This window comes from uncultured Microbacterium sp. (genome assembly GCF_947489255.1).
GTDB lineage: Bacteria > Actinomycetota > Actinomycetes > Actinomycetales > Microbacteriaceae > Microbacterium > Microbacterium phycohabitans.
This window is the reverse complement of record NZ_CANLCY010000003.1, coordinates 253,292-280,137: the sequence shown is the minus strand read 5'-3', so window position 1 is coordinate 280,137 and position 26,846 is coordinate 253,292. Positions and strand designations below refer to the sequence as shown.

Here is a 26,846-nt window from a genome sequence, read left to right as displayed (position 1 = left end):
ATCACTCGACGCCGAAGCAACCCCGGAGCGGTGTCGGGGGCCCGCTCTAGGCTGGACGCGTGACGCAGAGCATCTACATCACGTCGGCCGAAGGTCATTCGGGCAAGTCCACCGTGGCCCTGGGCGTCCTCGACGCGCTGAGCCGGGTCACGCCGCGCGTCGGCGTCTTCCGGCCGATCTCGCGCTCCACCGCCGAGCGCGACTACGTGCTCGAGATGCTGCTCGACCACGACGGCGTCGACCTCGCGTACGACGACTGCGTGGGGGTCACCTACAACGACGTGCGCGACGACGCCGATGCCGCCCTCGGGCGCATCGTCGAGCGGTACAAGGCCGTCGAGGCGCAGTGCGACGCGGTGGTCGTCATCGGCAGCGACTACACCGACGTGGGCAGTCCCGCCGAGCTCGCCTACAACGCGCGGATCGCCGCCAATCTCGGCGCCCCGGTCCTGCTGGTGCTGGGCGGGCGCGCACAGCAGGGGCAGGGCGAGACCCTCGGCCTCTCGGTCGCCCGCACCCCGCAAGAGGTCGGCCAGATCGCGACCCTCGCGGTCTCCGAGCTGCTGCACGAGCGAGCCGAGGTGTTCGCCGCGATCGTCAACCGCGCCGATCCCGATCACCTCGACGAGATCATCGCCTCCGTCCGCCACATCATCGACGCGGCTCCCGTGCGCCCCACCGGCGAGCGTCGTGCGGTGCCCGTGTGGGCCCTGCCCGAAGACCGCTTCCTCATCGCCCCCTCCATGCGCGGCGTGCTGCGCTCGGTCGAGGGCGAGCTCATCAAGGGCGACCCCGAACTGCTCACCCGCGAGGTCCTGGGTGTGGTCGTCGCCGGCATGTCGATGGTCAACGTTCTGCCGCGCCTCAAGGAGTCGGCGGTGATCGTCATCCCGGCCGACCGCACCGAGGTGCTGCTGGCCACGCTCCTGGCCAACGCCTCGGGGACTTTCCCCTCGCTGGCCGGCGTCGTCCTCAACGGCGGGTTCGAGCTGCCAGACGCGATCGTGCGGCTCATCGACGGCCTCGGCTCCCCGCTGCCGATCATCGCCACCGACCTCGGCACCTACGACACCGCCGTGCGCATCATGAACACGCGCGGGCGCCTCGCGGCCGACTCGCAGCGCCGATACGACACCGCGCTGGCCATGTTCGAGCGGCACGTCGACACCGAACTGCTCACGCGGGAGCTGGGCATCGCCCGCCCCAGCGTCGTCACCCCGCTCATGTTCGAGTACGGCCTGGTCGACCGGGCGCGCGCCGACAAGCGCCGCATCGTGCTGCCCGAGGGCACCGACGACCGCGTCTTGCGCGCGGCGGCGACCGTGCTCTCGCGCGGCATCGCCGACCTCACCATCCTCGGCGAACCGATCGAGGTGCGCGGCCGCGCGATCGAGCTCGGCATCGACATCCGCGACGCCGAGGTGCTCAGTCCCTTCGACGCCGTGCACGTCGACAAGTTCGCCACCGAGTACGCCCGGCTCCGCTCCCACAAGGGCGTGACCTACGCCCAGGCCGCCGACACCGTCACCGACGTGTCGTACTTCGGCACGCTCATGGTGCATCTAGGCCTCGCCGACGGCATGGTCTCGGGCGCCGCCCACACGACCGCCCACACCATCCGCCCGGCCTTCGAGATCATCAAGACCGCTCCGGGCGTCTCGGTGGTGTCGAGCGTGTTCCTCATGGCGCTCGCCGACCGCGTCCTGGTCTACGGCGACTGCGCCGTCATCCCGGACCCCACCAGCGAGCAGCTCGCCGACATCGCGGTGTCCTCCGCCGCCACGGCCGAGCAGTTCGGCATCGAGCCGCGCGTGGCGATGCTGTCGTACTCGACGGGAGAGTCGGGCACCGGCGCCGACGTCGAGAAGGTGCGCACCGCGACCGCCCTCGTGCGAGAACGCGCGCCTGAGCTGCTCGTCGAGGGACCGATCCAGTACGACGCCGCCGCCGACGCGGCGGTCGCCCAGGCCAAGATGCCCGGCTCCCAGGTCGCCGGTCGCGCCACGGTTTTCGTCTTCCCCGACCTCAACACCGGCAACAACACCTACAAGGCCGTGCAGCGCTCGGCCGGCGCCGTCGCGATCGGACCGGTGCTGCAGGGGCTCAACAAGCCCATCAACGACCTGTCGCGCGGCGCGCTCGTCGACGACATCGTCAACACCATCGCGATCACCGCGATCCAGGCCCAGGGGAGCCCCGAATGAGCGTCGTGCTCGTCGTCAACAGCGGATCGTCGTCGTTCAAGTATCAGTTGCTCGACATGGCGCGGGAGCAAGTGCTGGCCTCCGGCCTGGTCGAGCGCATCGGCGAGCCCACCGGGGTCGCGAAGCACACGATCCTCGCTCTCGCGTCTGCTGAGGGCCCGGCGCCGACGGTGACGGATGCCACGTACACGATCGAGCGCGAGATCCCCGACCACACCGCCGGCTTCGCCGTCATGCTCGAGGCCTTCGCCGCGCACGGACCCGCGCTCGACGCGCACCCGCCGGTCGCCGTGGGCCACCGCGTCGTGCACGGCGGGGCGCGCTTCTTCGCCCCCACCGTCGTCACGCCGCTGGTCGAGATCAACATCGACGAGCTGTCCGTGCTCGCGCCGCTGCACAACCCCGCGAACCTCGCCGGCATCGTCGCGGCCAAGAAGGCCTTCCCCGACGTCCCGCACGTGGCCGTCTTCGACACCGCCTTCCACCAGTCGCTCGCCCCCGAGGCCTACACCTACGCGATCGACCGCGAGATCGCCGAGGCGCATCGCATCCGCCGTTACGGGTTCCACGGCACCAGCCACAAGTTCGTCAGCGAGGCCGCTGCGGCTTTCGTCGGGCGCCCGCTCGGCGAGCTGAAGCAGATCGTTTTCCACCTCGGCAACGGCGCGTCCGTCGCGGCGATCGAGGGCGGCCGGTCGGTCGACACGTCGATGGGTCTGACCCCGCTCGAGGGGCTCGTGATGGGCACGCGCTCGGGCGACCTCGACCCCGCCGTGCTCCTGCAGCTCGCCCGCCGCGCCGACATGTCGACCGCCGACCTCGACACCCTGCTCAACAAGAGGTCCGGTCTGCTCGGCATCGCGGGGGTGTCCGACATGCGCGACATCCAGGAGCGACGGGATGCCGGCGACCCGGCCGCACGGCTCGCCTTCGACGTCTACATCCACCGCCTGCGGGCCTACGCGGGCGCGTACCTCGCCCAGCTGGACGGCGTCGATGTCATCTCGTTCACCGCGGGAGTGGGGGAGAACGCCCCCGCCGTCCGGGCGGAGGCGATGGCCACCCTGGGCTTCGCCGGCGTCGAGATCGACCCCGAGCGCAACGCGGCGCGGGAGCGCGGCATCCGTCGCATCTCCACCGATGCCTCGCGCGTCGAGGTGATCGTCGTGCCGACCGACGAAGAGCTCGAGATCGCCCGGCAGACGCTATCGGTCACGGCCTGAGCGCCCCGACGCCCGGCGGCGGCAGGGTGATTCGTCGATCGCCGTGACCGCGGCGTCCGGTCGCGGCCGGCGCCGTCAGCTTCCGGCCAGCGCCATGTGCACCTGATAGCGATCGCCGCGGTACCACGACGTGACGTGCTCGACGGCACGGCCGCCGGCGCGCGACGTGCGGCGGAACACCAGCACCGGTGCACCGGGAGCCACCGCGAGCGCCTCCGCGACGGAATCGTCCACGGCCTCGGTCCACACCGTCTGCTCGGCGGCATCGATCCGCACGCCGTACCTGTCGGCCAGCAGACCGTAGAGCGACGTGCCGAGGTCCTGCTCGCCGAGGTCTTCCGCGACCCGCGGGGAGTACCACCCGACCTCGAGGGCCATCGGGATGCCGTTCGCCAGGCGCAGACGTTCGATCGACCAGGCCTGCTCGCCCTCGTCGAGGCCGAGCGCCGCCCGGACGTCGAGGGGTGGCGCGGCCTTCTCGGCGCGACGGACCAGGGTCGTGGCGACCATGCCCCGTCGACGCATGTCCTCCGTGAACGAGGCGAGGTGCAGCTGCGACTGCACGCGCTCTCCGGCGACGAAGGTGCCCTTGCCCTGCACGGTGTACAGCTTCTGCTCCTCGATCAGCTGTCGCAGCGCCTCGCGCACGGTCGCGCGGCTCACGCCGTGACGGGTCGACAGCTCGCGCTCCGAGGGGATGGCGGCGTGGGCCGGCCAGGTGGTGCCGATGTCGGTCAGCAGGATCGCCCGCAGCTGGGCGTGCTTGGGGATGGGGCCGGCGGTGACGGCGGGCGGGGTGTCGGCATCGCGGAGACGGGGCATGACGGCGTCGACTTTCGGTGTTGACACGCCCGGTGGCGACCAGTACCTTCACTGGTACGTACCAGTACGGGCCACGTGGTCGGTCGGGCGAAGACGATCTGATCTTTCCCAACCTAGGCGACGGCCGCTGGTGCGTACCGTCGAACCGCCGCCCCCGAGGAGTCCCCGTGACCGTCATCCTGTCCCCGCTCGTCGGAGTCGTCCTGCCGCTCGCCGACGTGCCCGACCAGCTGTTCGCCCAGGGGGCGATGGGTCCCGGCGTCGCTATCGACCCGCCCCTCGAGGTCGTCGACGCGGTGTCGCCGGTCGATGGGACCCTGCTCCAGGTCTTCCCGCACGCCTTCGTCGTCGTGACCGACGACGGCTTGGCCGTGCTCGTGCACCTCGGGCTCGACACGGTCCAGCTGAAGGGCGAGGGTTTCACGCCCTTCGCCGCGAAGGGCGACCGCGTCGCGGCGGGCACCCCGGTCATCGCCTACGACGTCCCCGCGATCCGCGCCGCGGGCCTGTCCGGTGTCGTCCCCGTCGTCGTCCTCGAGCGCTCCGCCGATGACGTGTCGCTCCTGTCCGCCGAGGGCAGCCAGATCGCCCCCGGCGCTCCGCTCCTGTCCGTCTGATCCGTTCCGTCACCGTCGAGAGAGAACACGTCATGACCACCGTCCCCACCGCGCGCCGTCGCGGCATCCCGGGCTTCGCGCAGATGCAGCGCCTGGGCAAGAGCCTCATGCTCCCCATCGCCGTCCTGCCCGCGGCCGGCATCCTGCTCCGTCTCGGTCAGCCCGACCTGCTGGGCCAGATCGACCTGCCGGTCATCGGCCCCTTCTTCCAGGCGATGAGCGCCGCGGGCGGTGCCCTCTTCGACAACCTCGCGCTGCTGTTCGCGGTCGGCGTCGCGATCGGCTTCGCCAAGAAGGCCGACGGGTCGACGGCGCTGGCCGCCGTCGTCGGCTACCTCGTTCTCGCGAACGTCTTCAAGGCGATGTCGCCGGTCGTGCTCGCCGGGCAGACCACGGCCGCGGGCGATCAGGTGCAGATCAACTACAGCGTCTTCGGCGGCATCGTCATCGGTCTGCTCACAGCGTGGCTGTTCGACCGGTACCACACGATCCAACTGCCGTCCTACCTGGGCTTCTTCGGCGGACGCCGCTTCGTGCCCATCGTCGTCTCGCTCGCGAGCCTCGTCGTCGGGTTCGGGCTCAGCTACTTCTACCCGATCTTCGACACCGGCCTGACGGGTCTCGGTGCCTTCATCGGCGGGACGGGCGCGGTCGGTGCGTTCGTCTACGGCTTCGCCAACCGCATGCTCATCCCCGTGGGCCTGCACCACATCCTGAACTCGTACGTGTGGTTCCTGCAGGGGTCGTACACGAAGGGCGACGGAAGCATCGTCACGGGCGAGCTCACGCGCTTCGCCGCGGGGGATCCGACCGCCGGTGCCCTCACGTCGGGCTTCTACCCCGTTCTGATGTTCGGTCTTCCCGCCGCGGCCCTCGCCATGATCCACCTCGCCAACCCCGCCCAGCGCAAGGCCGCCATCGGCATCCTCGGCGCCGCAGGCCTCACCGCGTTCCTGACCGGGATCACCGAACCGCTCGAGTTCGCGTTCATGTTCGTCGCGTTTCCGCTCTACGTGGTGCACGCGGTGCTCACCGGCATCTCGCTCGCCGTCGCCTACCTCCTCGACATCCACCTCGGATTCTCGTTCTCGGCCGGCCTGTTCGACCTGCTCCTGTACGGAACCGCGCCGGCGGCGAACAACGTCTGGTTGCTGGTGGTGATGGGGGTGATCTACTTCGGCGTCTACTACCTGCTGTTCCGCCTCGTCATCAAGAAGTGGAACCTGCGCACCCCGGGCCGCGAAGACCTCTCCGCCCCGACGGCCGACGCACCCGTGGTCGACGCCGACGCGGATCCCGCGACCGCCGCTCCGCTCGCAGCGCCTTCGGCGACCGCCGTGGCCCCGGATCCCGCCCCGGAGGGTTCCACCGCCGAGCAGCTCATCGACGCGTTCGGGGGACGCGAGAACCTCAAGCACGTCGACGCCTGCATCACCCGCCTGCGCATGGAGGTGGCCGACCGCACGCTCGTCGACCACGCTCGCCTGAGGCAGCTCGGTGCCGCCGGAGTGCTCGAGGTCGGCGACAACGTGCAGGCCGTCTTCGGTCCCCGCGCCGAGATGCTCAAGAACGACATCCTCGAGGTGCTGTGATGAACACCGGATGCCGCGCCCGCGGCGCCCGAGCGAGAGGGGGCCGCTGATGGAGGTCGTCGTCGTCCCCACCCCCGAAGACGCGGCCCGCGTCGTCGCGGACGCCTACTCGGCGCTGCTGCACGCCACCCCGTCGGCGGTGCTGGGATTGGCCACCGGTTCCACGCCGCTGCCGGTGTACCGCGAGCTCGCACGTCGTCATCGCGACGAGGGCTTGAGCTTCGCGAGGGTCCGGGCGTTCCTGCTCGACGAGTACGTCGGGCTGCCCGCAGGGCACCCCGAGCGCTACCGCGAATTCATCCGCACCGAGCTCGAGCAGCACGTGGACTTCGCCCCCGACGCGATCGTCGGTCCCGGCGATCTCGACGTGGCACCGCTGGAGGCCGGACCCGCCTACGAAGAGCTCATCCGCGCAGCGGGAGGCATCGACCTGCAGATTCTCGGCATCGGAACCGACGGGCACCTCGCCTTCAACATGCCGATGTCGAGCCTCGCGAGTCGGACGCGCCTGAAGACGCTCACCCCCCGCACCCGGCAGGACAACGCCCGGTTCTTCGACGGCGACATCGACCAGGTCCCGACCCACTGCCTCACCCAGGGGCTGGCGACGATCCTCGACAGTCGTCACGCGATCATGCTCGGCTTCGGCCGCGGCAAGGCGCAAGCGGTGCGCGAGGCCGTCGAGGGGCCCGTGTCGGCACGGTGGCCCGCGTCGGTGCTCCAGCTGCACCCGCACGCGACCGTCGTCGTCGACGAGGACGCCGCGAGCCAGCTCGCGTTCGTCGACTACTACCGCGCGACCTACGCCGGAAAGCCGGCGGGGCAGGAGCTGTGATGCGCCTGCGTGCCGCTCGAGCGCTGATCGGCGGAGCGTTCGTGGGCCCGGTGGTCCTCGAGATCGCCGGGGAGCGGATCGCCCGCATCCGCCCGGCGACGGGCGACGAGATCGTCGACCACGACGTCGTCGACGGCGTCGTGACCGCGGGCATGCTCGACCTCCAGGTCAACGGCTCGTTCGGGGTCGACGTCGCGGCCGCCGACGAGGCGGGGTGGCGGACCCTCCTGGCGGGGCTCGCCGCGCGGGGGGTCACGGGGATCGAGCCGACCGTCATCACCGCGCCCCTGCCCGACACCGTCGCCGCACTCGAGCGCGTGGGTCACGCGCGAGAGGCCTTCGCCGACGAGCCCGTGGCGCGCGTCCTCGGCGCGCATCTCGAGGGTCCGTTCCTCTCGCCCGCGCGCAAGGGCGCGCACCGCGCCGATCTCATGCTCGCGCCCTCCCGCGCCCACCTCGACGCCCTGCTCGAGCGTCCCGCCGCGCGCGCCGCGCTGCGCACGGTCACCCTCGCCCCCGAGCTCCCCGGTGCGCTCGAGGCCGTTCGTCGACTGGCGGCGGACGGGTACGTCGTCGCGGTCGGGCACAGCGACGCGACAGCGGCGCAGGTGCACGCGGCGGGCGACGCCGGAGCCACGATGACCACCCACGTCTTCAACGCGCAGCGTCCGCTCAAACCCCGCGAGCCCGGGGTTCCCGGCGCCGTGCTCTCCGACGACCGCTTCTTCGTCGGCACGATCATCGACGCGCAGCACCTCGACCCGAGCGTGGTCTCCCTCGTGCTCGCCTCGGCCGGGCGACGCACGGTGGGCGTCACCGACGCGATCGTCACGGCCGGGCTCGAGCCCGGCCGCTGGTGCGACTTCGGCGGGCAACCGGTCGCCAACGACGCCCACGGGCTCGGGCGTCGGCGCGACGGCACGATCGCCGGGGCCGGCATCGTCCTCGACGAGGGCGTGCGCCGCATGATCGCCGCGGGGCTCGACCCCGCGGCCGTCCTCTCGGCGTGCACCGAGAACGCCGCTCGCTCGCTGGGCCGCACCGACATCGGTCACGTCGCCGAGGGCGCGGTGGCCGACCTCGTGCAGTGGGATGCCGACTGGCATCCGTCGGAGGTCTGGATCGGCGGACGCGCCCTCTCGGTCGCCGCGCGGTAGCCCCTCGCAGCGCCGCCCCGCCACTACGCTGGAGGAGCGGCGCTCCGGGCGCTCGCGCCACCGCACACCCCGATCTGGAGCACGCCGTGACCGACAGCCCCGACCTGCCCGACCTCACGTCTTTCGACGGCGTGCTGTTCGACCTCGACGGGGTCCTCACCCCCACCGCCGAGGTGCACATGCGCGCGTGGAAGACGATGTTCGACGAGCTCTTCGCGGCGTGGAAGATCGAGCCGGCGTACACCGATCGCGACTACTTCGAGTACGTCGACGGCAAGAAGCGCTACGACGGCGTGGCCAGTCTGCTGCGCAGCCGCGACGTGGAGGTGCCGTGGGGCGACCCGTCGGACGACCCGAGCGAAGACACCGTCTGCGGGGTGGGCAACCGCAAGAACGAGGTGTTCTCGCGCATCCTCCGCAGCGAGGGCATCCGGCCCTATCCCGGGTCCGTCGCCCTCCTCGACGTGCTCCAGGCCGCCGGCACCCCGATCGCTGTCGTGTCGAGCTCGAAGAACGCCGTCGAGGTGCTCGAGGCCGCGGGCCTGCGCGACCGGTTCCCCGTCGTGATGGACGGCGTGGTCGCCGAGCGCGACCACCTGGCATCCAAGCCCGCCCCCGACGTGTTCGCCGAGGCGGCTCGCATGCTGGGCGTCGATCCCGCGCGGTCGGTCGCGGTCGAGGACGCCCTCAGCGGCGTGCGATCGGCCGTCGCGGCCGGGTACGGCGTCGTGGTGGGCGTGGACCGCGGCGTCGGCGCCGACGACCTCTCCACAGCCGGCGCGACCGTGGTCGTCGACGACCTCTCCGCGTTCGTAGACTGAGCCGTCGCCTGCGCGCGGCGCCCCCGTCGCCGTTCCCGAGCGGCGAGACCGTGCACCACCCGTGCCGACGGCTCGATGCCGTCGCGCTCCGACCTGAACCCGCCACCGGAAGGCACGCCCGATGATCGATCGCGATCGCTTCCCCATCGACGAGTGGCGACTCGTCGAGACCCAGTTCTCGCTCGACGACGTGGGGGTCACCGAGACCCTCTTCGCCGTCGGCAACGGCTACCTGGGCCTGCGCGGCAACTCCATCGAAGGACGCTTCGCCCTCGAGCAGGGCACGTTCATCAATGGCTTCCACGAGACCTTCCCGATCCGTCACGCCGAGCAGGCCTACGGCTTCGCCGAGGTCGGCCAGACGATCATCAACGCACCGGATGCCAAAGTCCTGCGCGTCTACGTCGACGACGAGCCGCTCTCGCTCGACGTCGCCGACGTGCGCGAGTACGAGCGCGTGCTCGACATGCGCCAGGGCATCCTCCGCCGCGACATCCTGTGGGTGACGCCCTCGGGCAAGCGCGTGCGCATCCAGGACGAGCGCTTCGTGTCGTTCGACGAGAAGCACCTCGCCGTGCTGCGCCTGACCGTCACCGTCCTCGATTCCGACGCGCCGGTCACCGTCAGCAGTCAGCTGCTCAACCGCCAAGACGGCGAGGGCATCTACGGCGGCTCGCCGATGGCAACCCCGCAATCCGGGTTCGACCCGCGCAAGACCGAGAAGCTCAGCGATCGCGTGCTCCAGCCGCGCGAGTACTGGCAGGACGGCGAACGCTCTGCTTTGAGCTACGAGGTCAGCGAATCGGGCATGACCCTGGCCGTCATCGCCGACCACCTCGTCGACACGCAGAACGAGTACACGTCGCGTCGTCTGATCGAGCCCGACATCGCGAAGAACGTCTACCGCGTGCACGCGCGCGCCGGCGTGCCCACCACCATCACCAAGCTGGTGAGCTACCACACGTCGCGCGGCGTGCCCACGGGCGAACTCCTCGACCGCTGCCGCCGCACCCTCGACCGCGCCGTCGAGACGGGCATCGACCGCCTCGTCGAGCAGCAGATCGCCTGGTACGCCGACTTCTGGGACCGCTCCGACGTGCGCATCGGCGGCCACGGCGACCTGCAGCAGGCCACCCGCTGGTGCCTGTTCCAGCTGGCGCAGGCCGCGGCCCGCGCCGACGGCCAGGGCGTGCCCGCGAAGGGCGTGACCGGGTCGGGGTACAGCGGCCACTACTTCTGGGACACCGAGGTCTACGTCCTGCCGTTCCTCGCGTACACGTCGCCGCTGTGGGCGCGCAACGCCCTGCGCATGCGCTATCTGATGCTTCCCGCGTCCCGCAAGCGCGCGCACCAGCTCAACGAGGCCGGCGCCCTCTTCCCCTGGCGCACGATCAACGGCGAAGAGGCCTCGGCGTACTACGCCGCCGGCACCGCGCAGTACCACATCAACGCCGACGTCGCCTTCGCCCTCGCGAAGTACGTCCGCGCCACCGGCGACGAGGAGTTCCTGGCCCGCGAGGGCGTCGACATCGCCGTCGACACGGCGCGCCTGTGGTCGACGCTCGGCTTCTGGCGCTCCAGCGACGCCGCCGCCGATGGCGAGCACGACTCGTTCCACATCCACGGCGTGACCGGGCCCGACGAGTACACCACCGTCGTCAACGACAACCTGTTCACCAACGTCATGGCGCGCTTCAACCTCCGCTTCGCCGCGCGCACGGTGCGCGACCTCGCCGAGAACGACCCCGAGGCCTACGCGCACATGGCCGACCGCATGAACCTCGACCCTTCGGAGCCCGAGCGGTGGGAGAAGGCGGCCGAGGCCATGCACATCCCGTTCAGCGAGGCCCTCGGCATCCATCCCCAGGACGCCGTGTTCCTCGAACGCGAGATCTGGGACCTCGAGAACACCCCGCCCGACCAGCGCCCGCTGCTGCTGCACTTCCACCCCCTGGTGATCTACCGGTACCAGGTGCTCAAGCAGGCCGACGTGGTGCTCGCGCTGTTCCTCCAGGGCAATCACTTCACGGATGCCGAGAAGCTCGCCGACTTCGAGTACTACGACCCGCTGACCACCGGCGACTCCACGCTGTCGGCGGTCGTGCAGTCGATCCTCGCCGCCGAGGTGGGCTATCAGGACCTCGCGCTGGAGTACTTCCGCCAGGCCGCGTTCGTCGACCTCGGCGACCTGCACCACAACGCCTCCGACGGCGTGCACGTCGCCTCGGCCGGTGGGGTGTGGACGGCGCTCGTGAGCGGCTTCGGCGGCATGCGCGACCACTTCGGTCGGCTGACCTTCGACCCGCGCCTCCCGGCCGACTGGCCGGAGCTGTCATACGTGCTGCACTGGCACGGCACGCGGCTCGACGTCACCCTCACCGCCTCGGCCCTGACGCTGCGGGCCGGGGGAGAGGGCGGCACGGTCGCTTTCGCGGTGCGCGACGTCGACTACACCGTGGCGCCGGGCGAGACCGTTCGCGTGGCCCTGCACGGTCAGGGTCCGGTGCGGCCGGGCCGTCCGTCCATCCGCCAGCTCGAGGGCTCGGTGCGCGAGGACGGCACCCTGCTCTCGGCATCGGTGCCCATCGTCACCGCGACGATTCCCATCGTGAGCGACGACGAATCGCCCATCGCGGTGGGTCTCGACGGCGGCTTCTGACTCCCGCTCGGACGCGGCGTCACTCCTTCGGGGGTGTCGCCGCGTTCGTCGTCGCGGCGGCGGGAACGGTCGTCTCCCGCTTTCGAGGGGGCATCGGCCGGCCGGCCCCGGGACGTCGACGTGGGTCGTCGAGAACAGGGGATCCGCTGAGAGCAGGACGGATGCCGCGCGATCGGCCTGCCCCGGGGTGATTCCGGCGCCGGGGCCGGGGCCGGGGCCGCGGCCGCGGGCGTGCGGCGACGCGCGGGACGTCTCGGTCGCACGACGTGCGATGGTTCGCGGCGTCGCCCGAGCGGCGCTGGTCGCCGGGAGCAGGGGATCCGCCGAGAACAGGACGGATGCCGCGGGCATCGGCCTGCTCCGGCGCGATCTCCTGTGCCGGCGCGCGCGGTGCGCACCCGGTCGGGGTCGGTCACGGGAGCGATGTCGGAGGGACGCCGTAGGCTGGAGGGGTGACGACAGCCCTGTACCGCCGATACCGCCCCGAGGCGTTCGGCGAGATGATCGGGCAGTCGCAGGTGACCGAACCGCTCATGACCGCCCTGCGCAGCGACCGCGTGGGTCACGCGTATCTGTTCTCCGGTCCGCGCGGCTGCGGAAAGACCACGTCGGCCCGCATTCTGGCGCGCTGCCTCAACTGCGCGGCCGGTCCCACCGACACCCCCTGCGGCGTGTGCGACAGCTGCGTCGAGCTCGGTCGCGGCGGCGGCGGATCCCTCGATGTCGTCGAGATCGACGCGGCGAGCCACAACGGCGTCGACGACGCGCGCGACCTGCGGGAGCGGGCCATCTTCGCGCCCGCCCGCGACCGCTTCAAGATCTTCATCCTCGATGAGGCGCACATGGTCACCCAGCAGGGGTTCAACGCCCTGCTGAAGCTCGTCGAGGAGCCCCCCGCGCACGTGAAGTTCATCTTCGCGACCACCGAGCCCGAGAAGGTGCTCGGCACCATCCGCTCGCGCACCCATCACTATCCGTTCCGCCTCGTCCCGCCCGCGGCCATGCTCGAGTACGTGCAAGAGCTCTGCGAGAGCGAGGGCGTCGACGTCGAAGCGGGAGTGCTGCCGCTCGTCGTCCGCGCCGGGGGAGGGTCGCCCCGCGACACGCTGTCGCTGCTCGACCAGCTCATCGCCGGCAGCGACGCGGATGCCGAAGGCCACGTGCTCGTGCGCTACGAGCGAGCCGTCGCGCTGCTGGGCTACACGCACTCCGAGCTCCTCGACGAGGTCGTCGACGCGTTCGCCGCCGGAGACGGGGGAGGGGCGTTCGCCGCGGTCGACCGTGTCGTGCAGACCGGTCAAGACCCGCGCCGCTTCGTCGACGACCTGCTCGAGCGCCTGCGCGATCTGATCGTCGTGGCCGCCACCGGCGCGGGGGCCTCGGCCGTTCTGCGCGGCGTCCCCGACGACGAGCTCGAGCGCATGGCGCGACAGGCCACCGCCTTCGGCGTGCATCGCCTCTCGCGGACGGCCGACCTCGTGGTCGCCGCGCTCGACGAGATGACCGGGGCCACCTCTCCGCGTCTGCAGCTCGAGCTCCTCGTCGCCCGCGTGCTCACCCACGCCGGCGTCGCGCAGGGCACCGCCCCGGCGACAGCCCACGGTCTCGACGTCGCGCACGCAGGAGCCTCCGCTCCCGTCGCCCCCGCGACCGGGCGTCCGGCCTCGCCCGCCGCCGACATCGCCGCCCCCGGCGTCGCCGATCGGCACAGCGGGGGAACGACGCCCACCCCGCGCGTCGCCGCTCCCGCGGCCGCGTCGCCCGCGATCGCGTCGCCGGGCGCACCGCGCATCGCCGCCCCCGGCGTCGCCTCGCCGAGCGTTGCCGCGCCGAGTGTCGCCTCGCCGACCGTCGCCTCGCCCGCCGTCGCCTCGCCCGGCGCGTCGCCGAGGGTGGCGTCGCCCGGTGTCGCCGCCCCGACCGTGGCGGCCCCCGACGCGTCGCCGAAGGTGGCGTCGCCCGGTGTCGCAGCGCCCACGGTGGCGTCGCCGGGTGCCGCACCCGCGGTGTCGCCCGCAGCCGCACCGACCGTGGCCGCACCCGGCGATGCATCGACGGTCGCGTCCCCTGCTCCCGCGTCGGCGCCCCCGGCTGCTCCCGGTATCGCCGACCCCGGCGCGGCGTCGGACCGGTCGCAGACGGATGCCGCCCCGCCTGCAGCCCCGAGCCCGCGGGGCGCTCACGCGGCTTCCGCCCGTCCGAAGATCGCGCCGAGCGCGTCGGCGACGCCCGCCGGCTCCGAGCCGTCTCTCGCCGCCGACGACGACGCGCCGCCGCCGTTCACCGACGACGATGCACCACCGCCCTTCGACGACGACGGTGACGCGCACCCCTTCGACCTGGCCCCGACGCCCGGTTCGCAGGTCGCGGCGGCGCCGGCACCCGGTGCATCGCGCTCCGCCGCGGAGGGCGCACCGTCCACAGATGCGACCGCCCCCTCCGACGCATCCGCGTCCGAGCCGAGTGCGCCGTCCGAGGCGGCCGCTACCTTCGAGGCGACCGCGGTCTCCGAGGCGCCAGCCCCCGCTGACGCGACGCCCCCGACCACGTCGACCGGGAGCCCCGGCACTCCTGAGGCGTCCGCGCACACCTCCCGTGCGGCGCGTCTCACCCCGGCATCCGACCGTCCGATGTCGTCCGCACCGACGGACGCCAGCGCCGCCACCGACGACCCCACGCCTCTCGAGCCGACCGCGCCGACCCCGCCCGCGATCCCCGTCGGCCCGATCGAATTGGGCCACGTGCGAGACGCGTGGCCCGAGGTGCTCGGCCAGCTCGATGTGTCGAGCAGGTCGTCGTGGCTGGTGGTGTCCACGGCCACCGTCGCCGCCTTCGACGCCGACGTGCTCACCCTGGCCTTCCGCACCGCGGCAGACCTCACGGCGTTCAAGACCCGCACCCCCGAGGGCGGTCCGAGCGAAGACCTGCGTCAGGCGATCCAGGCGGTCCTGGGTGTTCGCGTGAAGTACCTCGCGCGCCTCGACGGCGATGGCGGTCCGGGCGGCTCCCCGCGACGGCCGGCCGACGCCCCGTCGTCCGGACCGGGGAGCACCCGTGGCCCGGTCGCTCCGGCATCCGGTCCGCGAAGCCCGTCGACCTCGGCACCCTACGCTTCCTCGGTGACGGAGTGGGCGGTCGCCCCCATCCCGTCGTCGGACGGGGGAGCGCCCACCGCCCTAGCCGTCGACGACGAGCCCGACGACGCGGTGGTCGAACCCGCGCAGACCGCGCCGCCCTCCGGGGCGGTGCTGCCCCCGCGCGAGGTCGCGCCGTCGGTGCCCGCGCCCGACGAGGTCGACGACGACGACGTCATCCCGCCCGCCGACGAGACCGAGGCGCCGCTGCCTCCCGTCGTCGTGCCCCGCATGGCTCCGCTTCGCGGCGGCGTGCAGCGCTACGGCGAGGCCGTGGTGCGGCAGATGCTCGGCGCCACGTACGTGCGCGACGAACCCTACGAGCCCCCGACGAGGTTCAGCTGATGTACGACGGCATCGTCCAAGACCTGATCGACGAGTTCGGGCGGCTGCCCGGGATCGGCCCGAAGTCGGCCCAGCGCATCGCGTTCCACATCCTGCAGTCGCCGTCGTTCGACGTCTCGCGGTTGTCGACGCTGCTCGGCGAGATCCGCGACAAGGTGAAGTTCTGCGAGATCTGCGGCAACGTCTCCGAGCAGGATCGCTGCTCCATCTGTCGCGACCCCCGGCGCAACGCGACTCTCATCTGCGTGGTCGAAGACGCGAAAGACGTCGCGGCGATCGAGCGCACGAGGGAGTTCCGCGGCCTGTACCACGTGCTCGGCGGGGCCATCAGTCCCATCGCGGGCATCGGACCCGACGACCTCCGCGTCACCCAGCTCATGCAGCGACTGGCCGACGGCACCGTGCAAGAGGTCATCCTCGCCACCAACCCGAACCTCGAGGGTGAGGCGACGGCCACCTACCTCAGCCGACTGCTGCACACCCTCGAGATCCGCGTCACGCGCTTGGCATCCGGTCTCCCGGTCGGCGGCGACCTCGAATACGCCGACGAAGTGACCCTCGGTCGCGCCTTCGAGGGGCGCCGCACGCTCTGACCACCCCTCCAGCGCGTCGAGCCGTCGCGGTGTCCGGCGAGCGATGCCCGTGCCGCGCGCGTGCGTCATCCGTTGCGGGGTGGTGAACCGCGCGTTCACCCGTTGCTCGCGGCGCGGCAAGGCGGGAGGAGCACTTTCATCTCTGCGGAGCAGTGCCGGACGACCCGTAAGTCCCGCACAGAGGTCCGTCAGACAGGGGCCATTCCGTGAGCGACCAGCTCTCCGTCGCGCCCGCCCGCCGGGGCCGCGTGATCTTCGACACTTTCCGATCGTCCTACGATCCGCGACTCGCCGCGTGGCTGCTCTTCCGCTCGTACGTCCTACCCGAGTTCGCCGCCTCCCCGATCGCCGCCGAGGAAGTCGTGCCCGGCGCCGGACTGGTCTCGCTGGGGGTGTTCGGCGTCTGGCGTCTGCTGGCGACCAACAACCGCGAACTCGCCCGGTGCGCCGCGGTGTTCTCCTCGCCGGCCGCCGCCGTCGAGGCGGCCGTCGCCGACCAGCGACGCATCGCCGACCTGCAGTTGAGCGCCGTGCGCGGTCCCACGGCCACCAAGCACGCCTGGGTGCTGCGCGGCGGAGGACGCCCGATCGTCACCAGCGCGCGGTGGTACGAGTCGGCCGGGGAAGCGGTGGCGGCCGGCCGGATGGCGACGGCCGTCCTCGCCTCCGCCGCCGTCACCGAGACCGTCAGCATCGGAACGGCCTCGGGTCGGCGGTCCCGCGTGCTCGAGCGTTCCACGTGACGGGCCAGGGCGATCCGTCGAGCGGCACCAGCCTGATCGCCGGGCGGTTCCGTCTCGGAGAGCTGCTCGGGTCGGGAGGAACGGCGTCGGTTTTCGCCGCCGTGGACTCCGTCACGGGCCGACGACTGGCGGTCAAGGTCCTGCACCCGCACCTGTCGGAGAGCGCGGCGGTCCGCGATGCGTTCCTCGCCGAGGCCCGGCGCGCGGCGCAGGTCGTGCATCCCGCCGTCGTCGTCATCGTCGACATCGGCGTGTTCGACGACCATGGCATCCCGATCGCCTGGATCGCGCAGGAGCGCGTTCCGGGTCGCCCACTGTTCGAGCACGTCCGCGCAGAGGGGCCGCTGACGTCGACTGAGGTCGTGACCGTCGGCGCAGACGTGCTGGCGGGACTGGCAGCGGCGCACGCGGCGGGCGTCGTGCATCGCGACGTGTCACCCTCGAACGTCCTCGTGCGGCGGGAGGACGACGGTGCCCTTCGCGCGACTCTTCTCGACTTCGGTCTCGCCGACGCCGCGGGCCGCACCGCTCACGGCGACGACGTGCTGCGAAGCGCCGTCTCGGGGGTCCCGGCCGGCGTCGTTGGCAACGTGCAGTACGCCTCTCCCGAGCAGCTGGCCGGTCGGCCGGTGGGGCCGCGTGGCGATCTGTACCAGGTCGGCGGTCTCCTCTTCTTCGCGCTCACCGGGCGCCCGCCGTTCGATGGCGGTGACCGGCTCGCGGTGACGCGGGCGCATCTGAGCGCACCGCCGCCCGTTCCTTCGGTGGGCCGGCGCGGGATCCCCCCGGCGCTCGACCGCGTGGTGGTGCGCGCCCTGCTGAAGGAGCCCGACGACCGTTTCGCCGATGCCCGGGAGATGCGAGGAGCGTTGCTCGACGCCCGGGTGCAGGCGATGCGGACGCCCCCGACCGCACAACCCCGACCGGCCACGACGACCGTCGCCGCGACTCTCCCTCCCACGCTCGCTCGCCCCGCCGCTGCTCGCTCCGCCGCCGCACAGCCGGCCGTTCCGGCGCCACCGTCACCCGTGCGTCGCTCGACGGGGTGGGGCACGGTCGTCGCGATCACCGTCGTCCTCGTCGCGGCCGCGACGGCCGTGCCCCTCATGGCAAGCGCGGGGCGTGAGGTCCCCGTCGCGCGGTCGGCGACCCAGGCGCCCCACCCCACGCCGTCCGCCGTCGCTTCGGATCCCGCTCCGCCCGTCGCGAGCCCGACCACCCCGCCCCCCGTCACCGTCCCCGGACTCACCACCCTCGCCGATGCGCCCTCCGTCCTCGCGTCGGCCGGACTGCGAGTGGGAGACGTCGCCGTGCGCGACGAGGCCGCCGTCGCCGGCACCGTCCTCGAATCGATCCCCGGTGCGGGTTCCTCGGTGCCCCGCGACAGTGCGGTGGCGCTGGTCGTGGCATCCGGGTCGAACGTGATCCCGGAGGTGTCGGGGATGGATGCCGCGACGGCGACCTCGCGCCTGCGTGCGGCCGGCTTCGCCACGATGCTCGTGGCCCTGGTGTCCGAGCGTCCGGAGGGGCTCGTCGTGGCCCTCGAGCCGGCGGCCGGGAGCTCGCTCACCCTCGGCACCGAGGTGCGCGTGCTCGTGGCGACGGCTCCCGTCCCCACGCACGCTCCTTCGTCGCCGTCACCGACCTCCTCGCCGACGCCGACCCCCACGCCGACGCCCACACCGTCCTCTCGCTGACGGGTCCGGCGGGCTCGCGCCGCGGAACGGCGCGGCCACGCGCCCTTCGCGACGGTGATGACCCGGGATCCGGACACCGCTCGTCGTCGACGGTGCGGCGTCCCCACGCGCCCTCGCGCCCCCGCGCCTTCCCTCACCGCGACCTCGCGCCCCGCGCCCCCACGCGCACTGGCGCCCCGCGCCCCCGCCCCCGGCCCCTGCGCCCGCCGACGTCCGTCGTTCACCTTCGCTCGCTCGGCGTTCACTCGGCGGCCAGGGCGTGTGGGGGATCGGTCCCGGCCGCGTTCACAGCCCGCTCCTACCGTCGCTGATACCGGCTGCCCCGAGCCGGTTCCCGGCACACGAGCGACGCGCGTCGCCGGTCCTGCGCACGCGCCCCCGTTCCGCCCGCCCCGGACCGTGGGGCAGCGCACGGCCGACCGCGCTCGATGGAGAACGCGATGACCGACATCACCACGGAGGTCCTGCCTCGGCAGGCCGCGGGGCCGATCGAACCGCGATCGCTCAAGAGCGCCCCGGTCGTGGTCGACCGGATCTTCCGCGGCAGCGCCTACACGGCGGGCGCCATCACGGTGGCCGTCATGCTGGCCGTGGGCGTCTTCCTCACGGCGCGCGCGGGAGATGCGCTCCTGGTCGCGGGACCTTCGTTCCTCACCACCCAGGAGTGGTCGCCGGAGACCGGCACCTTCGGCGTCGCCGCGGTCCTGTTCGGCACCGTCACGATCGCCATCGTCGCGATGTCGGTCTCGGTCCCGCTCGCCCTCGGCACGGCGCTGCTGATCAGCGAGATCGTGCCTGCGCGCCTCCGGTCCCTGCTCATCACGATGGTCGACCTGATGGCGGCCGTCCCGAGTGTGGTGTTCGGGCTGTGGGGGGTGTTCTTCCTGCAGGCGAACGTCATCCCCGTGGCCGAATGGATCTCCACTTACTTCGGCTGGATCCCGATCTTCCAGGTCACGGATGCCGCGGGCGCGCGCCTCACCGAGGCGGGGGCGTTCACCTCGTCGGCCTTCATCGCCGGTATCGTCGTCGCGCTCATGGTGGTCCCCACCCAGACCTCGGTCATGCGGGAGGCGTTCTCGCAAGCACCCCTCGGCGAGCGGGAGGGAGCTCTGGCGCTCGGCTCGACGAGATGGGGGATGATCCGCGCGGTGGTGCTCCCCTTCGGTCGGGGCGGCATTATCGGCGGCACGATGCTGGGCCTCGGACGCGCCCTGGGCGAGACGATCGCGGTGGTCATGATCATCTCGCCGATCTTCTCCATCAACACGCAGCTGCTGAAGACCGGCACCAACTCCGTCTCGGCGCTCATCGCCCTCCGCTACGGCGAGGCGAGTCAGTTCGGACTGTCGGCTCTGATGGCGGCCGGCCTCGTGCTGTTCATCATCACCCTGATCGTCAACTTCACGGCCTCCACGATCGTGGCCCGGAGCCGTTCCGGGGCGGAGAGCAACTGATGGCCATCCTCACCCCCGACACTCCTCTGGCCGACGAGGGCACCCCCGGCGAACCGATCCGGACCACGATCCCGCTCCGTGACGGTCACGTCGGCGAGCGTCGCGATCTGCGGACCGTGCCCTTCGGCGACCGCTTCGACCTGCTGGGCAGTGCGGCGGCGGCGCTCGCGGTGTCGACGCTGCTGTTCGGGTGGCTGACGCCGATGACGGGCCTCATCGGGTGGGTCGTGCTGTCGTTCGTGGGTTTCCTCGGGATCTACGCGGTCATGTCGTCGCTGCGTGCCGACCGCCTCGCCGTGCGCGAGCGGATCGTGACGGCCCTGTTCTATTCGGCGGGGGTGATCCTGCTGGGTGCGCTCCTGTTCGTCCTGTTCTTCACGCTCATCCGTGGTTCCTCCGCCCTGATGAACGGCAATTTCTTCGTCGAGACGATGACCACGGCCGGACCCCTCGATCCGCTGACCACGGGCGGCATCGCGCACGCGATCGTGGGCACGCTCATCCAGATCGGCATCGCCCTCTCCATCACCATTCCCCTCGGGGTGATGACGGCGGTCTTCCTGAACGAGATCGGCGGGCCGTTCGCCCGCTTCGTGCGGACGGTATCGGATGCCATGACCGCGCTGCCCTCGATCGTGGCGGGGCTGTTCGTCTACGCCGCCGTCGTCACGCTCATCACGCATGAGCGCTCGGGTTTCGCGGCGTCCCTCGCCATCAGCGTGATGATGCTGCCCATCATCATCCGCGCCTCCGACGTGGTGCTGCGCCTGGTCCCGAACAACCTCCGCGAGGCGTCCTACGCGCTGGGCTCGAGCCGCTGGAGCACGGTGTGGAACGTCGTCCTCCCCACCTCTCGTTCGGGCTTGGTCACCGCGGTCATCCTCGGAACCGCGCGTGGCATCGGCGAGACCTCGCCCGTGCTGCTGACCTCGGGCGTGACGGCGCAGATGAACCTCAACCCCTTCTCGGGGCCGATGATCTCGCTCCCGCTGCAGGTGTTCGACTTCGTCAAGTCGCCCGAGCCGAACATGATCGCGCGCGGGTTCGGTGCGGCGGCCACGCTCGTCCTGCTCGTGCTGACCCTCTTCATCGTCGCGCGCCTCATCGGCGGCCGTGGCCCGGGACAGCTCTCGGACCGTCAGCGCCGCGCCGCGGCTGCGGCCTCCGCACGGGACGTCCGGCGGATGGGCGACGGCACCTCCGCCCTCTCCCGCGCCGCCCGCCGCCTCACGGTGCCGAGCCGTTCGGCATCCCGTCTCCCGTTCCGCCGCGGCACCGCCGCCCCTCACCCCCGATCCTCCGAGGAGAACCCGTCGTGAACCTTCGTCGTCACTGGGGCCGCATCGCGGCCGCGCTCGCGGTCGTGACGCTCGTGGCCCTTGTGCCCGTCCCGGCGCAGGCCGACGGGTACGTCCCCATCTCGGGGTCGGGCTCGACGTGGTCGCAGAACGCCCTCGATCAGTGGCGCAAGAACGTCGCGAACAACTACGGCATGACCGTCAACTACTCCGGCACGGGGTCGTCGGCGGGTCGCAACGACTTCATCAATCAGACGGTCGACTTCGCGGTCAGCGAGATCCCGTTCCAGGGCCAGCCCGAAGACGGTTCGCCCCCCGAGAAGCCGACCACCGGATACGCCTACATGCCGATCGTCGCCGGCGGCACGTCGCTGATGTACAACCTCAAGATCGGCGGGAAGCGGGTGACCAACCTGCGCCTGTCGGGAGAGGTCATCGCGAAGATCTTCGCCGGCCAGATCACGAAGTGGAACGACCCCGCCGTGCAGGCCGACAACCCGGCGCTGGCGATGCCCGACGTCTCGATCACCCCTGTCTACCGCTCGGACGGATCGGGGACGAGCGCGCAGTTCACCCTGTGGATGTCGAAGCAGTTCGGCGGCGTCTGGACCTACGGCATGCGCTCGCAGTTCCCCCAAGTGACCCCGGCGTTCAAGGGGCAGAACGGCTCGCTCGGCGTTGCCGGCTACGTCAGCCAGAACTACGGCGAGGGCGCGATCACCTACGTCGAGTACTCGTACGCGATGAAGTCGGGCTTCCCGGTCGTCAAGATGCTCAACAACGCCGGGTACTACGTCGAGCCGACGTATCAGTCGGTCGCTGTCGCCCTGATGTCGGCGGCCATCAACCCGGACCTCACGCAGAACCTCGACGGGGTCTACAACAGCACCGATCCGCGCGCGTATCCGATGTCGAGCTACTCGTACATGATCGTGCCCACGCAGACGAACAAGGTCTTCACGGCCGAGAAGGGGCGCACGCTCAGCCGGTTCGCGACCTACATGCTCTGCGAGGGGCAGCAGCAGGCGTCGGCCCTGGGGTACTCGCCGCTGCCGATGAACCTCGTGCAGGCGGGCTCCGACGTGCTGAAGAAGATCCCCGGAACCGAAGGGGGCGTCGACTTCGCGAACTGCAACAACCCCACTTTCAAGCCGGGGGACTCCCCGGAGAACAATCAGCTCGCCCTCACCGCCCCGGCCCCGCCGGACTGCGACAAGAAGGGTGCGACCCAGTGCGTCGAGGGAACCGGAGGCGCACAGGAGCAGACGCCGGCGACCGGGGCGGGAGGGGTGAGCGGGGGATCGAACAGCGCCGCCGCCGCGGCCGGGACGACGGGTGCGTCCGCCGCTGCCGCCGCGAGCGATCCCGCCGCCGCGGGGGCTGCTGTCGCGGCGACCGCGGCGGAGCCGGTGTACGACGCCAACGGCAACCTCGTCTCCGCCGCTGCTGCGGGCGGCGCGACGGCGGCGGTCTCGGCGCCGTTCTCGCTCGCCGAGAACGGGTGGGGCACGCCGCAGTTCATCATGCTCGCGGCGGGCCTGCTCGTGGTCGCCGCGATCCTCATCCCGCCGTTCCTGGGCCGACGCGCACGCGACGCTCGCCGTCCGAGATGACCGTTTCACCCGGTCTTTTCACCCGTTCGCACGTGGAGCCCACGGCGGCGGTGCCTCGTTACCGCCGCGTTCATCCCGCCGACACCCGCCGCCCGTCAACTGGTCTCGACGCTCGATCGAGTCGTCCGTCCGAGAAGGAACTCCCGTGACTGAACCGCGCCAGCGTCTCCGCGCCGCGCCCCCCTCCGGGGGCCGTCGAGCGCGACGGGCGTCGTCGCCCCGACGCCGCGACGAGACGATCGCCCGACTGCGTCGCCTGCTGGCGTCGGCAGCGGTCGGGGTGACCGCGGGCATCGCCATCTTCGGTGTCACGGGTGGGAGCGGCACCCTGTTCGCGACGGGTCAGGCCGCCGTCGCCGACGACTCCTCGGCGGTGACCGTCACGGCCAAGGAGCAGGACGCCGACGCCGCCGACGCCCCGTTCCCCGACCTGGCGGTGACGGTGTCGCAGACCCGCGCGCTGGAGTCGCAGGGCATCGTCGTGTCGTGGACCGGGGGCAAACCCTCCACCGTCCCCAGCTCGCAGATCGGCGGCGCCGACTTCCTGCAGGTCTTCCAGTGCTGGGGCGACGACCCCGCGAACCCCGGAACCCCCGACCGCACGACCTGCCAGTACGGTCTGGGCGGTGTGCCCGGATCGCACCGCGACGATCCGCGCGACAGCGACGCCTCGGTCGCCGACCAGGACAAGGCCTACACGGTCTACGGGGACGGGTTCGCGACGCCCACGTACACCTCCATCCCGTTCCGCGCGGCCAACGGCCGCGTGATCGCCAACGTCTCCGACGGGAAGTTCGCGTACACGAAGGACGCCGAGGGTAGAGACGTCCTGGCCGACATGAACACGAACGAGTTCTTCTCGAAGTACACCACCAACATGGTCGCCTGGGCGGGTTCAGGTGGTGACGGTACCGGCTCGGTGAAATTCGAGGTGCAGACCGCTCTGCAGTCCCAGGGACTCGGCTGCGGATCACCGGTCACCGCCGCCGACGGCAGCGTGTCGGGGTCGAGCTGCTGGCTCGTCATCCTGCCCCGCGGCCAGGCCGACGCAGGAGCGTCCTTCATCACCAAGTCGGGTCTGTTCTGGGATGCCTGGAAGCACCGCATCGCGGTGAAGCTCGATTTCAAGCCGCTCGGGGTGCGCTGTCCGATCGGCGCGAGCGAGCGCCAGCTCGCGGGGAGCGAATTGATCAGCCGCGCGATCTCGTCGTGGCAGCCGGCGGTGTGCAACCAAGCGGGCGGATCGGTGTATTCGGCGATCACCGGCGCCGAGTCGGATGCCGCCCGCGCCGCCAACGGGACCGCCCCGGCGCCGCTCGCCCTCACCTCCCGCCCACTCGATCCGAGTCTGGGCGCGGACGCCCTCCGTTACGCCCCGGTCGCGGTGACGGGAGCTGCCATCTCGTTCGCGATCGACCGCAACCCCCGGCCCGGTGACGACACCGTCCCCGAGGCGGACCGCTCGCGCGTCGGATTGCCGTTCACATCGCTCAAACTCACGCCGCGGCTCGTCGCCAAGCTGCTGACCAACTCCTACCTCGACTCTCTGCCGACCTTCGCCGATCGCGATCACCTGAGTCACCTGGACGGGGGGACACGCGTCTTCAACCCGCGCAATCTCGTCAGCGACCCGGACTTCCTCGCCATCAACGACCCGGAGTGGAAGTATCAGTCGCTCGCGGCCGCGTCGCTCGCCGATGCCCTCGTCCCGCAGGGGCGATCGGATGCCGCGTACACGATCTGGCAATACGTGTTGAGCGACGAGTCCGCTCGGCGTTTCCTCGAGGGCACCCCCGACGACTGGGGCATGACGGTCAATCCGTGGAGCGCGACGACCGATGACGCGAACGCGTCGAAGCAGGCGATGATCCTGCCGCGCGAGGACTTCCCCAAGGCCGATCCGATCGAGCAGGCCGCGACCGCGGCCTCCGGACCGGTCAACCTCGTCACCTGGCGGCCGTACGTCAACGACCTCGATGCCGGCGCCTACAACACGCTCCGCGGCGACGGACTAACCCTCGGCGGTTGGGACCCGATCGCCACGCCGCCGAAGTACGGCAAGGCGGACCGGAGCCTGCCCGGTCGGCAGACGGTGATCGCCGTCACCGATACGGCATCCGCCGCGCGGTATCAGATCGTCACGGCGGAGCTGAAGAATCCCGCGGGCGAGTTCGTGGGGGCGACGACGGATGCCATGGCCGCCGCGGCCGCGGCCATGACGCCCGACTCCGGCCAGGCGCAGGTGGTCTCCTTTGACCCGGCGTCCCCCGCGGCCGCCGCGGCGCGCGGCGCCTACCCGCTCACGATGCCCGTGTACGCCGCGGTCAACCCGAAGGCGACGGACGCCGACCTCCGCCGCAGCTACGCCGCCTTCATCCGATTCGCCGCCACCGACGGCCAGCAGCCCGGCACGGCGATCGGGCAGCTCCCACAGGGCTTCCTCCCGCTACCCGACGCCTGGCGCGACCTCGCGAAGGTCGCCGCCGACGACATCGAGGCGGGACGGATGCCGACCTCCGGGAGCGGCCCGGTGGCGACGACGCCGGCGTCGTCGACCACGCCGGTCGCCGGCATCCCGTTCCCGAGCGGGGGTGTGGTGGGAAGTGCTCCCGCTGCAGCGGTGACGGCGAGCGGCTCGACCGCCGCCACGACCGTCGCCGACCCGTCGGCGACGGGAGCACCCGCGCCGGCCCGCGCGGGAGCGACGACCCCCGATGATCCCGACCTCGGCGCCCTGCCGGCCGCCCTCCCCGTCAGCGTGGCCGGCGGTCTCGCCTCCGCCTTCGCCGTCCCGCTGCTCGGCCGCCTCCGTCGACGCCTCTGACGTCACGACGCCGACGCCCCCACGACCCGCCCTCTCCCAACTGAACACCCGACCCACATCACTGCATCACACATCGAAAGGCATTGAGTTGAAGCTCAAGAAGCTGGTCGCCATGGGCGCGGCCTGCGGTATCGCGATCGCCGGGTTCGGCGTCGCCTCCATGGCCTCGGCCGAACCGGTCTCGAACAGCTACGCGCTGGTCGGCTCCGACACGCTGCAGGACTCCGTCAACGCGATCACGAACGGCACGACCCTCACGGGCTCGCTGGTTCGCGTGACGTCCAACAACAAGACGCTCGGCAACTTCGACGCGTTCGGTGCGACGGCGATCCAGACCAAGCAGGGCGGCCCGTTCTTCGGTCGCCCCGCCGGTTCGGGCGCGGGCGTCACGGCCCTGCGTGCCTCGATCACCGGCGCGCTGTACAGCGGCAACGCGGCGGTGCCGACCCGTCCGATCACCGGTCAGGTCGACATCGCCCGCTCCTCCAGCGGCCCGGGCTCCAACGCCAACGCCAACGGTCTGCTGGCCTACGTCCCCTTCGCCCGCGACGCCGTCGGCTTCGCGTACAAGGGTGGGGACTCGTCGTGGGCCACCCTGAGCGCCGCTCAGCTGAAGTCCATCTACGAGTGCACCACCACCTCCATCGGCGGCGTCACCGTGAAGCCGCGCCTGCCCCAGAGCGGTTCGGGCACGCGGAACTTCTTCCTCGGTGCGATCGGCAACCCCGCCCTCGGCTCGTGCGTCACCGACGCCAACGGGACCACGCCCGAGAACGACGCGTCGGTGCTCGGCGCGAACGACCTCATCCCGTTCAGCGCGGCCAGCTGGATCGCGCAGGCCAACGGCGCCACCGGCATCAACACGACCACCGCCTCGGGCGTGAACTTCGGTTCGCCGGTCGGCGGTGAGCCCGCCTTCACCGGCACCGCGCCCAACCTGGTGCCCAACACCGACTTCTATAAGGACGCGACCTTCGGCCGCGACACCTACCTGGTTGTCGAATACGCGCGCATCGTCCCCGGTGACGCCAAGTACGACGCGGGCCTGGCGAACCTCGTCAACCCGTCGGTCGCCAACAGCCTCACCAGCTTCGGCGCGCTGCCGGTCTCCGTGGGCGGCGTGAAGAAGAAGTTCGGCTTCCTCGCCCCCTCCACCACCACCATCCAGCGCGCGTTCGCGACGCTGTGACCCTCGAGAACGGAAAAGGACTC

At 71.7% G+C, this 26,846-nt stretch carries 18 protein-coding genes; 17 read left to right on the top strand and 1 reads right to left on the bottom strand.

What is annotated here, in order from left to right:
• The first annotated feature begins 59 nt into the window (after positions 1-59).
• Entirely contained in the window at positions 60-2,204 is a 2,145-nt protein-coding gene (gene pta, locus Q0818_RS08600; RefSeq protein WP_298873586.1) for a phosphate acetyltransferase, read from the top strand.
• A complete protein-coding gene (locus Q0818_RS08595; RefSeq protein WP_298873584.1) occupies positions 2,201-3,427 on the top strand; it encodes an acetate kinase in 1,227 nt (408 codons plus the stop codon). The genes pta and Q0818_RS08595 overlap by 4 nt, the downstream gene beginning before the upstream one ends.
• 75 nt (positions 3,428-3,502) lie before the next feature.
• Here the strand turns inward: Q0818_RS08595 and Q0818_RS08590 are convergent, their stop codons facing one another.
• Complete coding sequence (locus tag Q0818_RS08590; RefSeq protein ID WP_298873582.1) at positions 3,503-4,249, bottom strand: GntR family transcriptional regulator; 747 nt, start codon at positions 4,247-4,249, stop codon at positions 3,503-3,505.
• A 167-nt stretch (positions 4,250-4,416) separates the two neighbouring features.
• Here Q0818_RS08590 and Q0818_RS08585 point away from each other — a divergent pair, with 167 nt between their 5' ends.
• From Q0818_RS08585 to Q0818_RS08515, 15 genes are all read left to right on the top strand, one after another.
• Entirely contained in the window at positions 4,417-4,866 is a 450-nt protein-coding gene (locus Q0818_RS08585; RefSeq protein WP_298873580.1) for a PTS glucose transporter subunit IIA, read from the top strand.
• 32 nt (positions 4,867-4,898) lie between these two features.
• Entirely contained in the window at positions 4,899-6,458 is a 1,560-nt protein-coding gene (locus Q0818_RS08580; protein WP_298873578.1) for a PTS transporter subunit EIIC, read from the top strand.
• Positions 6,459-6,507: 49 nt separating this feature from the next.
• Complete coding sequence (gene nagB / locus Q0818_RS08575) at positions 6,508-7,293, top strand: glucosamine-6-phosphate deaminase (RefSeq protein ID WP_298873576.1); 786 nt, start codon at positions 6,508-6,510, stop codon at positions 7,291-7,293.
• Positions 7,293-8,450 (top strand): amidohydrolase family protein, encoded by a 1,158-nt coding sequence (locus tag Q0818_RS08570; RefSeq protein WP_298873574.1) that lies wholly within the window; start codon positions 7,293-7,295, stop codon positions 8,448-8,450. The genes nagB and Q0818_RS08570 overlap by 1 nt, the downstream gene beginning before the upstream one ends.
• A gap of 86 nt (positions 8,451-8,536) precedes the next feature.
• The gene (locus Q0818_RS08565) at positions 8,537-9,271 is read left to right on the top strand and encodes an HAD family phosphatase (RefSeq protein WP_298873572.1); all 735 of its coding nucleotides are present in this window, start codon (positions 8,537-8,539) and stop codon (positions 9,269-9,271) included.
• A gap of 121 nt (positions 9,272-9,392) precedes the next feature.
• The gene (locus tag Q0818_RS08560; protein WP_298873570.1) at positions 9,393-11,930 is read left to right on the top strand and encodes a glycosyl hydrolase family 65 protein; all 2,538 of its coding nucleotides are present in this window, start codon (positions 9,393-9,395) and stop codon (positions 11,928-11,930) included.
• A 452-nt stretch (positions 11,931-12,382) separates the two neighbouring features.
• Positions 12,383-15,409, top strand: a complete 3,027-nt coding sequence (locus tag Q0818_RS16720; RefSeq protein ID WP_366943135.1) for a DNA polymerase III subunit gamma and tau — start codon at positions 12,383-12,385, stop codon at positions 15,407-15,409.
• Complete coding sequence (recR, locus tag Q0818_RS08550) at positions 15,409-16,002, top strand: recombination mediator RecR (protein WP_056229546.1); 594 nt, start codon at positions 15,409-15,411, stop codon at positions 16,000-16,002. Before Q0818_RS16720 ends, recR begins: the two co-directional genes overlap by 1 nt.
• Positions 16,003-16,208: 206 nt before the next feature.
• Positions 16,209-16,745: a hypothetical protein gene (locus Q0818_RS08545; RefSeq protein ID WP_298873567.1), complete on the top strand. Its 537-nt coding sequence runs from the start codon at positions 16,209-16,211 to the stop codon at positions 16,743-16,745.
• Positions 16,742-18,442, top strand: a complete 1,701-nt coding sequence (locus Q0818_RS08540) for a PASTA domain-containing protein (RefSeq protein ID WP_298873565.1) — start codon at positions 16,742-16,744, stop codon at positions 18,440-18,442. The genes Q0818_RS08545 and Q0818_RS08540 overlap by 4 nt, the downstream gene beginning before the upstream one ends.
• Positions 18,443-18,882: 440 nt before the next feature.
• On the top strand, positions 18,883-19,899 hold the full coding sequence (gene pstC, locus Q0818_RS08535; RefSeq protein WP_298873563.1) for a phosphate ABC transporter permease subunit PstC: 1,017 nt from the start codon (positions 18,883-18,885) through the stop codon (positions 19,897-19,899).
• A complete protein-coding gene (pstA, locus tag Q0818_RS08530) occupies positions 19,899-21,218 on the top strand; it encodes a phosphate ABC transporter permease PstA (protein ID WP_298873561.1) in 1,320 nt (439 codons plus the stop codon). Before pstC ends, pstA begins: the two co-directional genes overlap by 1 nt.
• On the top strand, positions 21,215-22,810 hold the full coding sequence (pstS, locus tag Q0818_RS08525; RefSeq protein WP_298873559.1) for a phosphate ABC transporter substrate-binding protein PstS: 1,596 nt from the start codon (positions 21,215-21,217) through the stop codon (positions 22,808-22,810). The genes pstA and pstS overlap by 4 nt, the downstream gene beginning before the upstream one ends.
• 145 nt (positions 22,811-22,955) lie before the next feature.
• Entirely contained in the window at positions 22,956-25,634 is a 2,679-nt protein-coding gene (locus tag Q0818_RS08520) for a hypothetical protein (RefSeq protein WP_298873557.1), read from the top strand.
• Positions 25,635-25,722: 88 nt separating this feature from the next.
• Positions 25,723-26,823, top strand: coding sequence for a hypothetical protein (locus tag Q0818_RS08515; protein WP_298873555.1), 1,101 nt, complete (start codon positions 25,723-25,725; stop codon positions 26,821-26,823).
• Positions 26,824-26,846: the final 23 nt, after the last annotated feature.

Bases quoted from the DNA above. Each gene is read 5' to 3' on its own strand.
- Q0818_RS08595 (WP_298873584.1), top strand. From the start codon at position 2,201: ATGAGCGTCGTGCTCGTCGTCAACAGCGGATCGTCGTCGTTCAAGTAT.
- Q0818_RS08590 (WP_298873582.1), bottom strand. From the start codon at position 4,249: ATGCCCCGTCTCCGCGATGCCGACACCCCGCCCGCCGTCACCGCCGGC.
- Q0818_RS08580 (WP_298873578.1), top strand. From the start codon at position 4,899: ATGACCACCGTCCCCACCGCGCGCCGTCGCGGCATCCCGGGCTTCGCG.
- nagB (WP_298873576.1), top strand. From the start codon at position 6,508: ATGGAGGTCGTCGTCGTCCCCACCCCCGAAGACGCGGCCCGCGTCGTC.
- Q0818_RS08570 (WP_298873574.1), top strand. From the start codon at position 7,293: ATGCGCCTGCGTGCCGCTCGAGCGCTGATCGGCGGAGCGTTCGTGGGC.
- Q0818_RS08560 (WP_298873570.1), top strand. From the start codon at position 9,393: ATGATCGATCGCGATCGCTTCCCCATCGACGAGTGGCGACTCGTCGAG.
- recR (WP_056229546.1), top strand. From the start codon at position 15,409: ATGTACGACGGCATCGTCCAAGACCTGATCGACGAGTTCGGGCGGCTG.
- pstC (WP_298873563.1), top strand. From the start codon at position 18,883: ATGACCGACATCACCACGGAGGTCCTGCCTCGGCAGGCCGCGGGGCCG.
- pstA (WP_298873561.1), top strand. From the start codon at position 19,899: ATGGCCATCCTCACCCCCGACACTCCTCTGGCCGACGAGGGCACCCCC.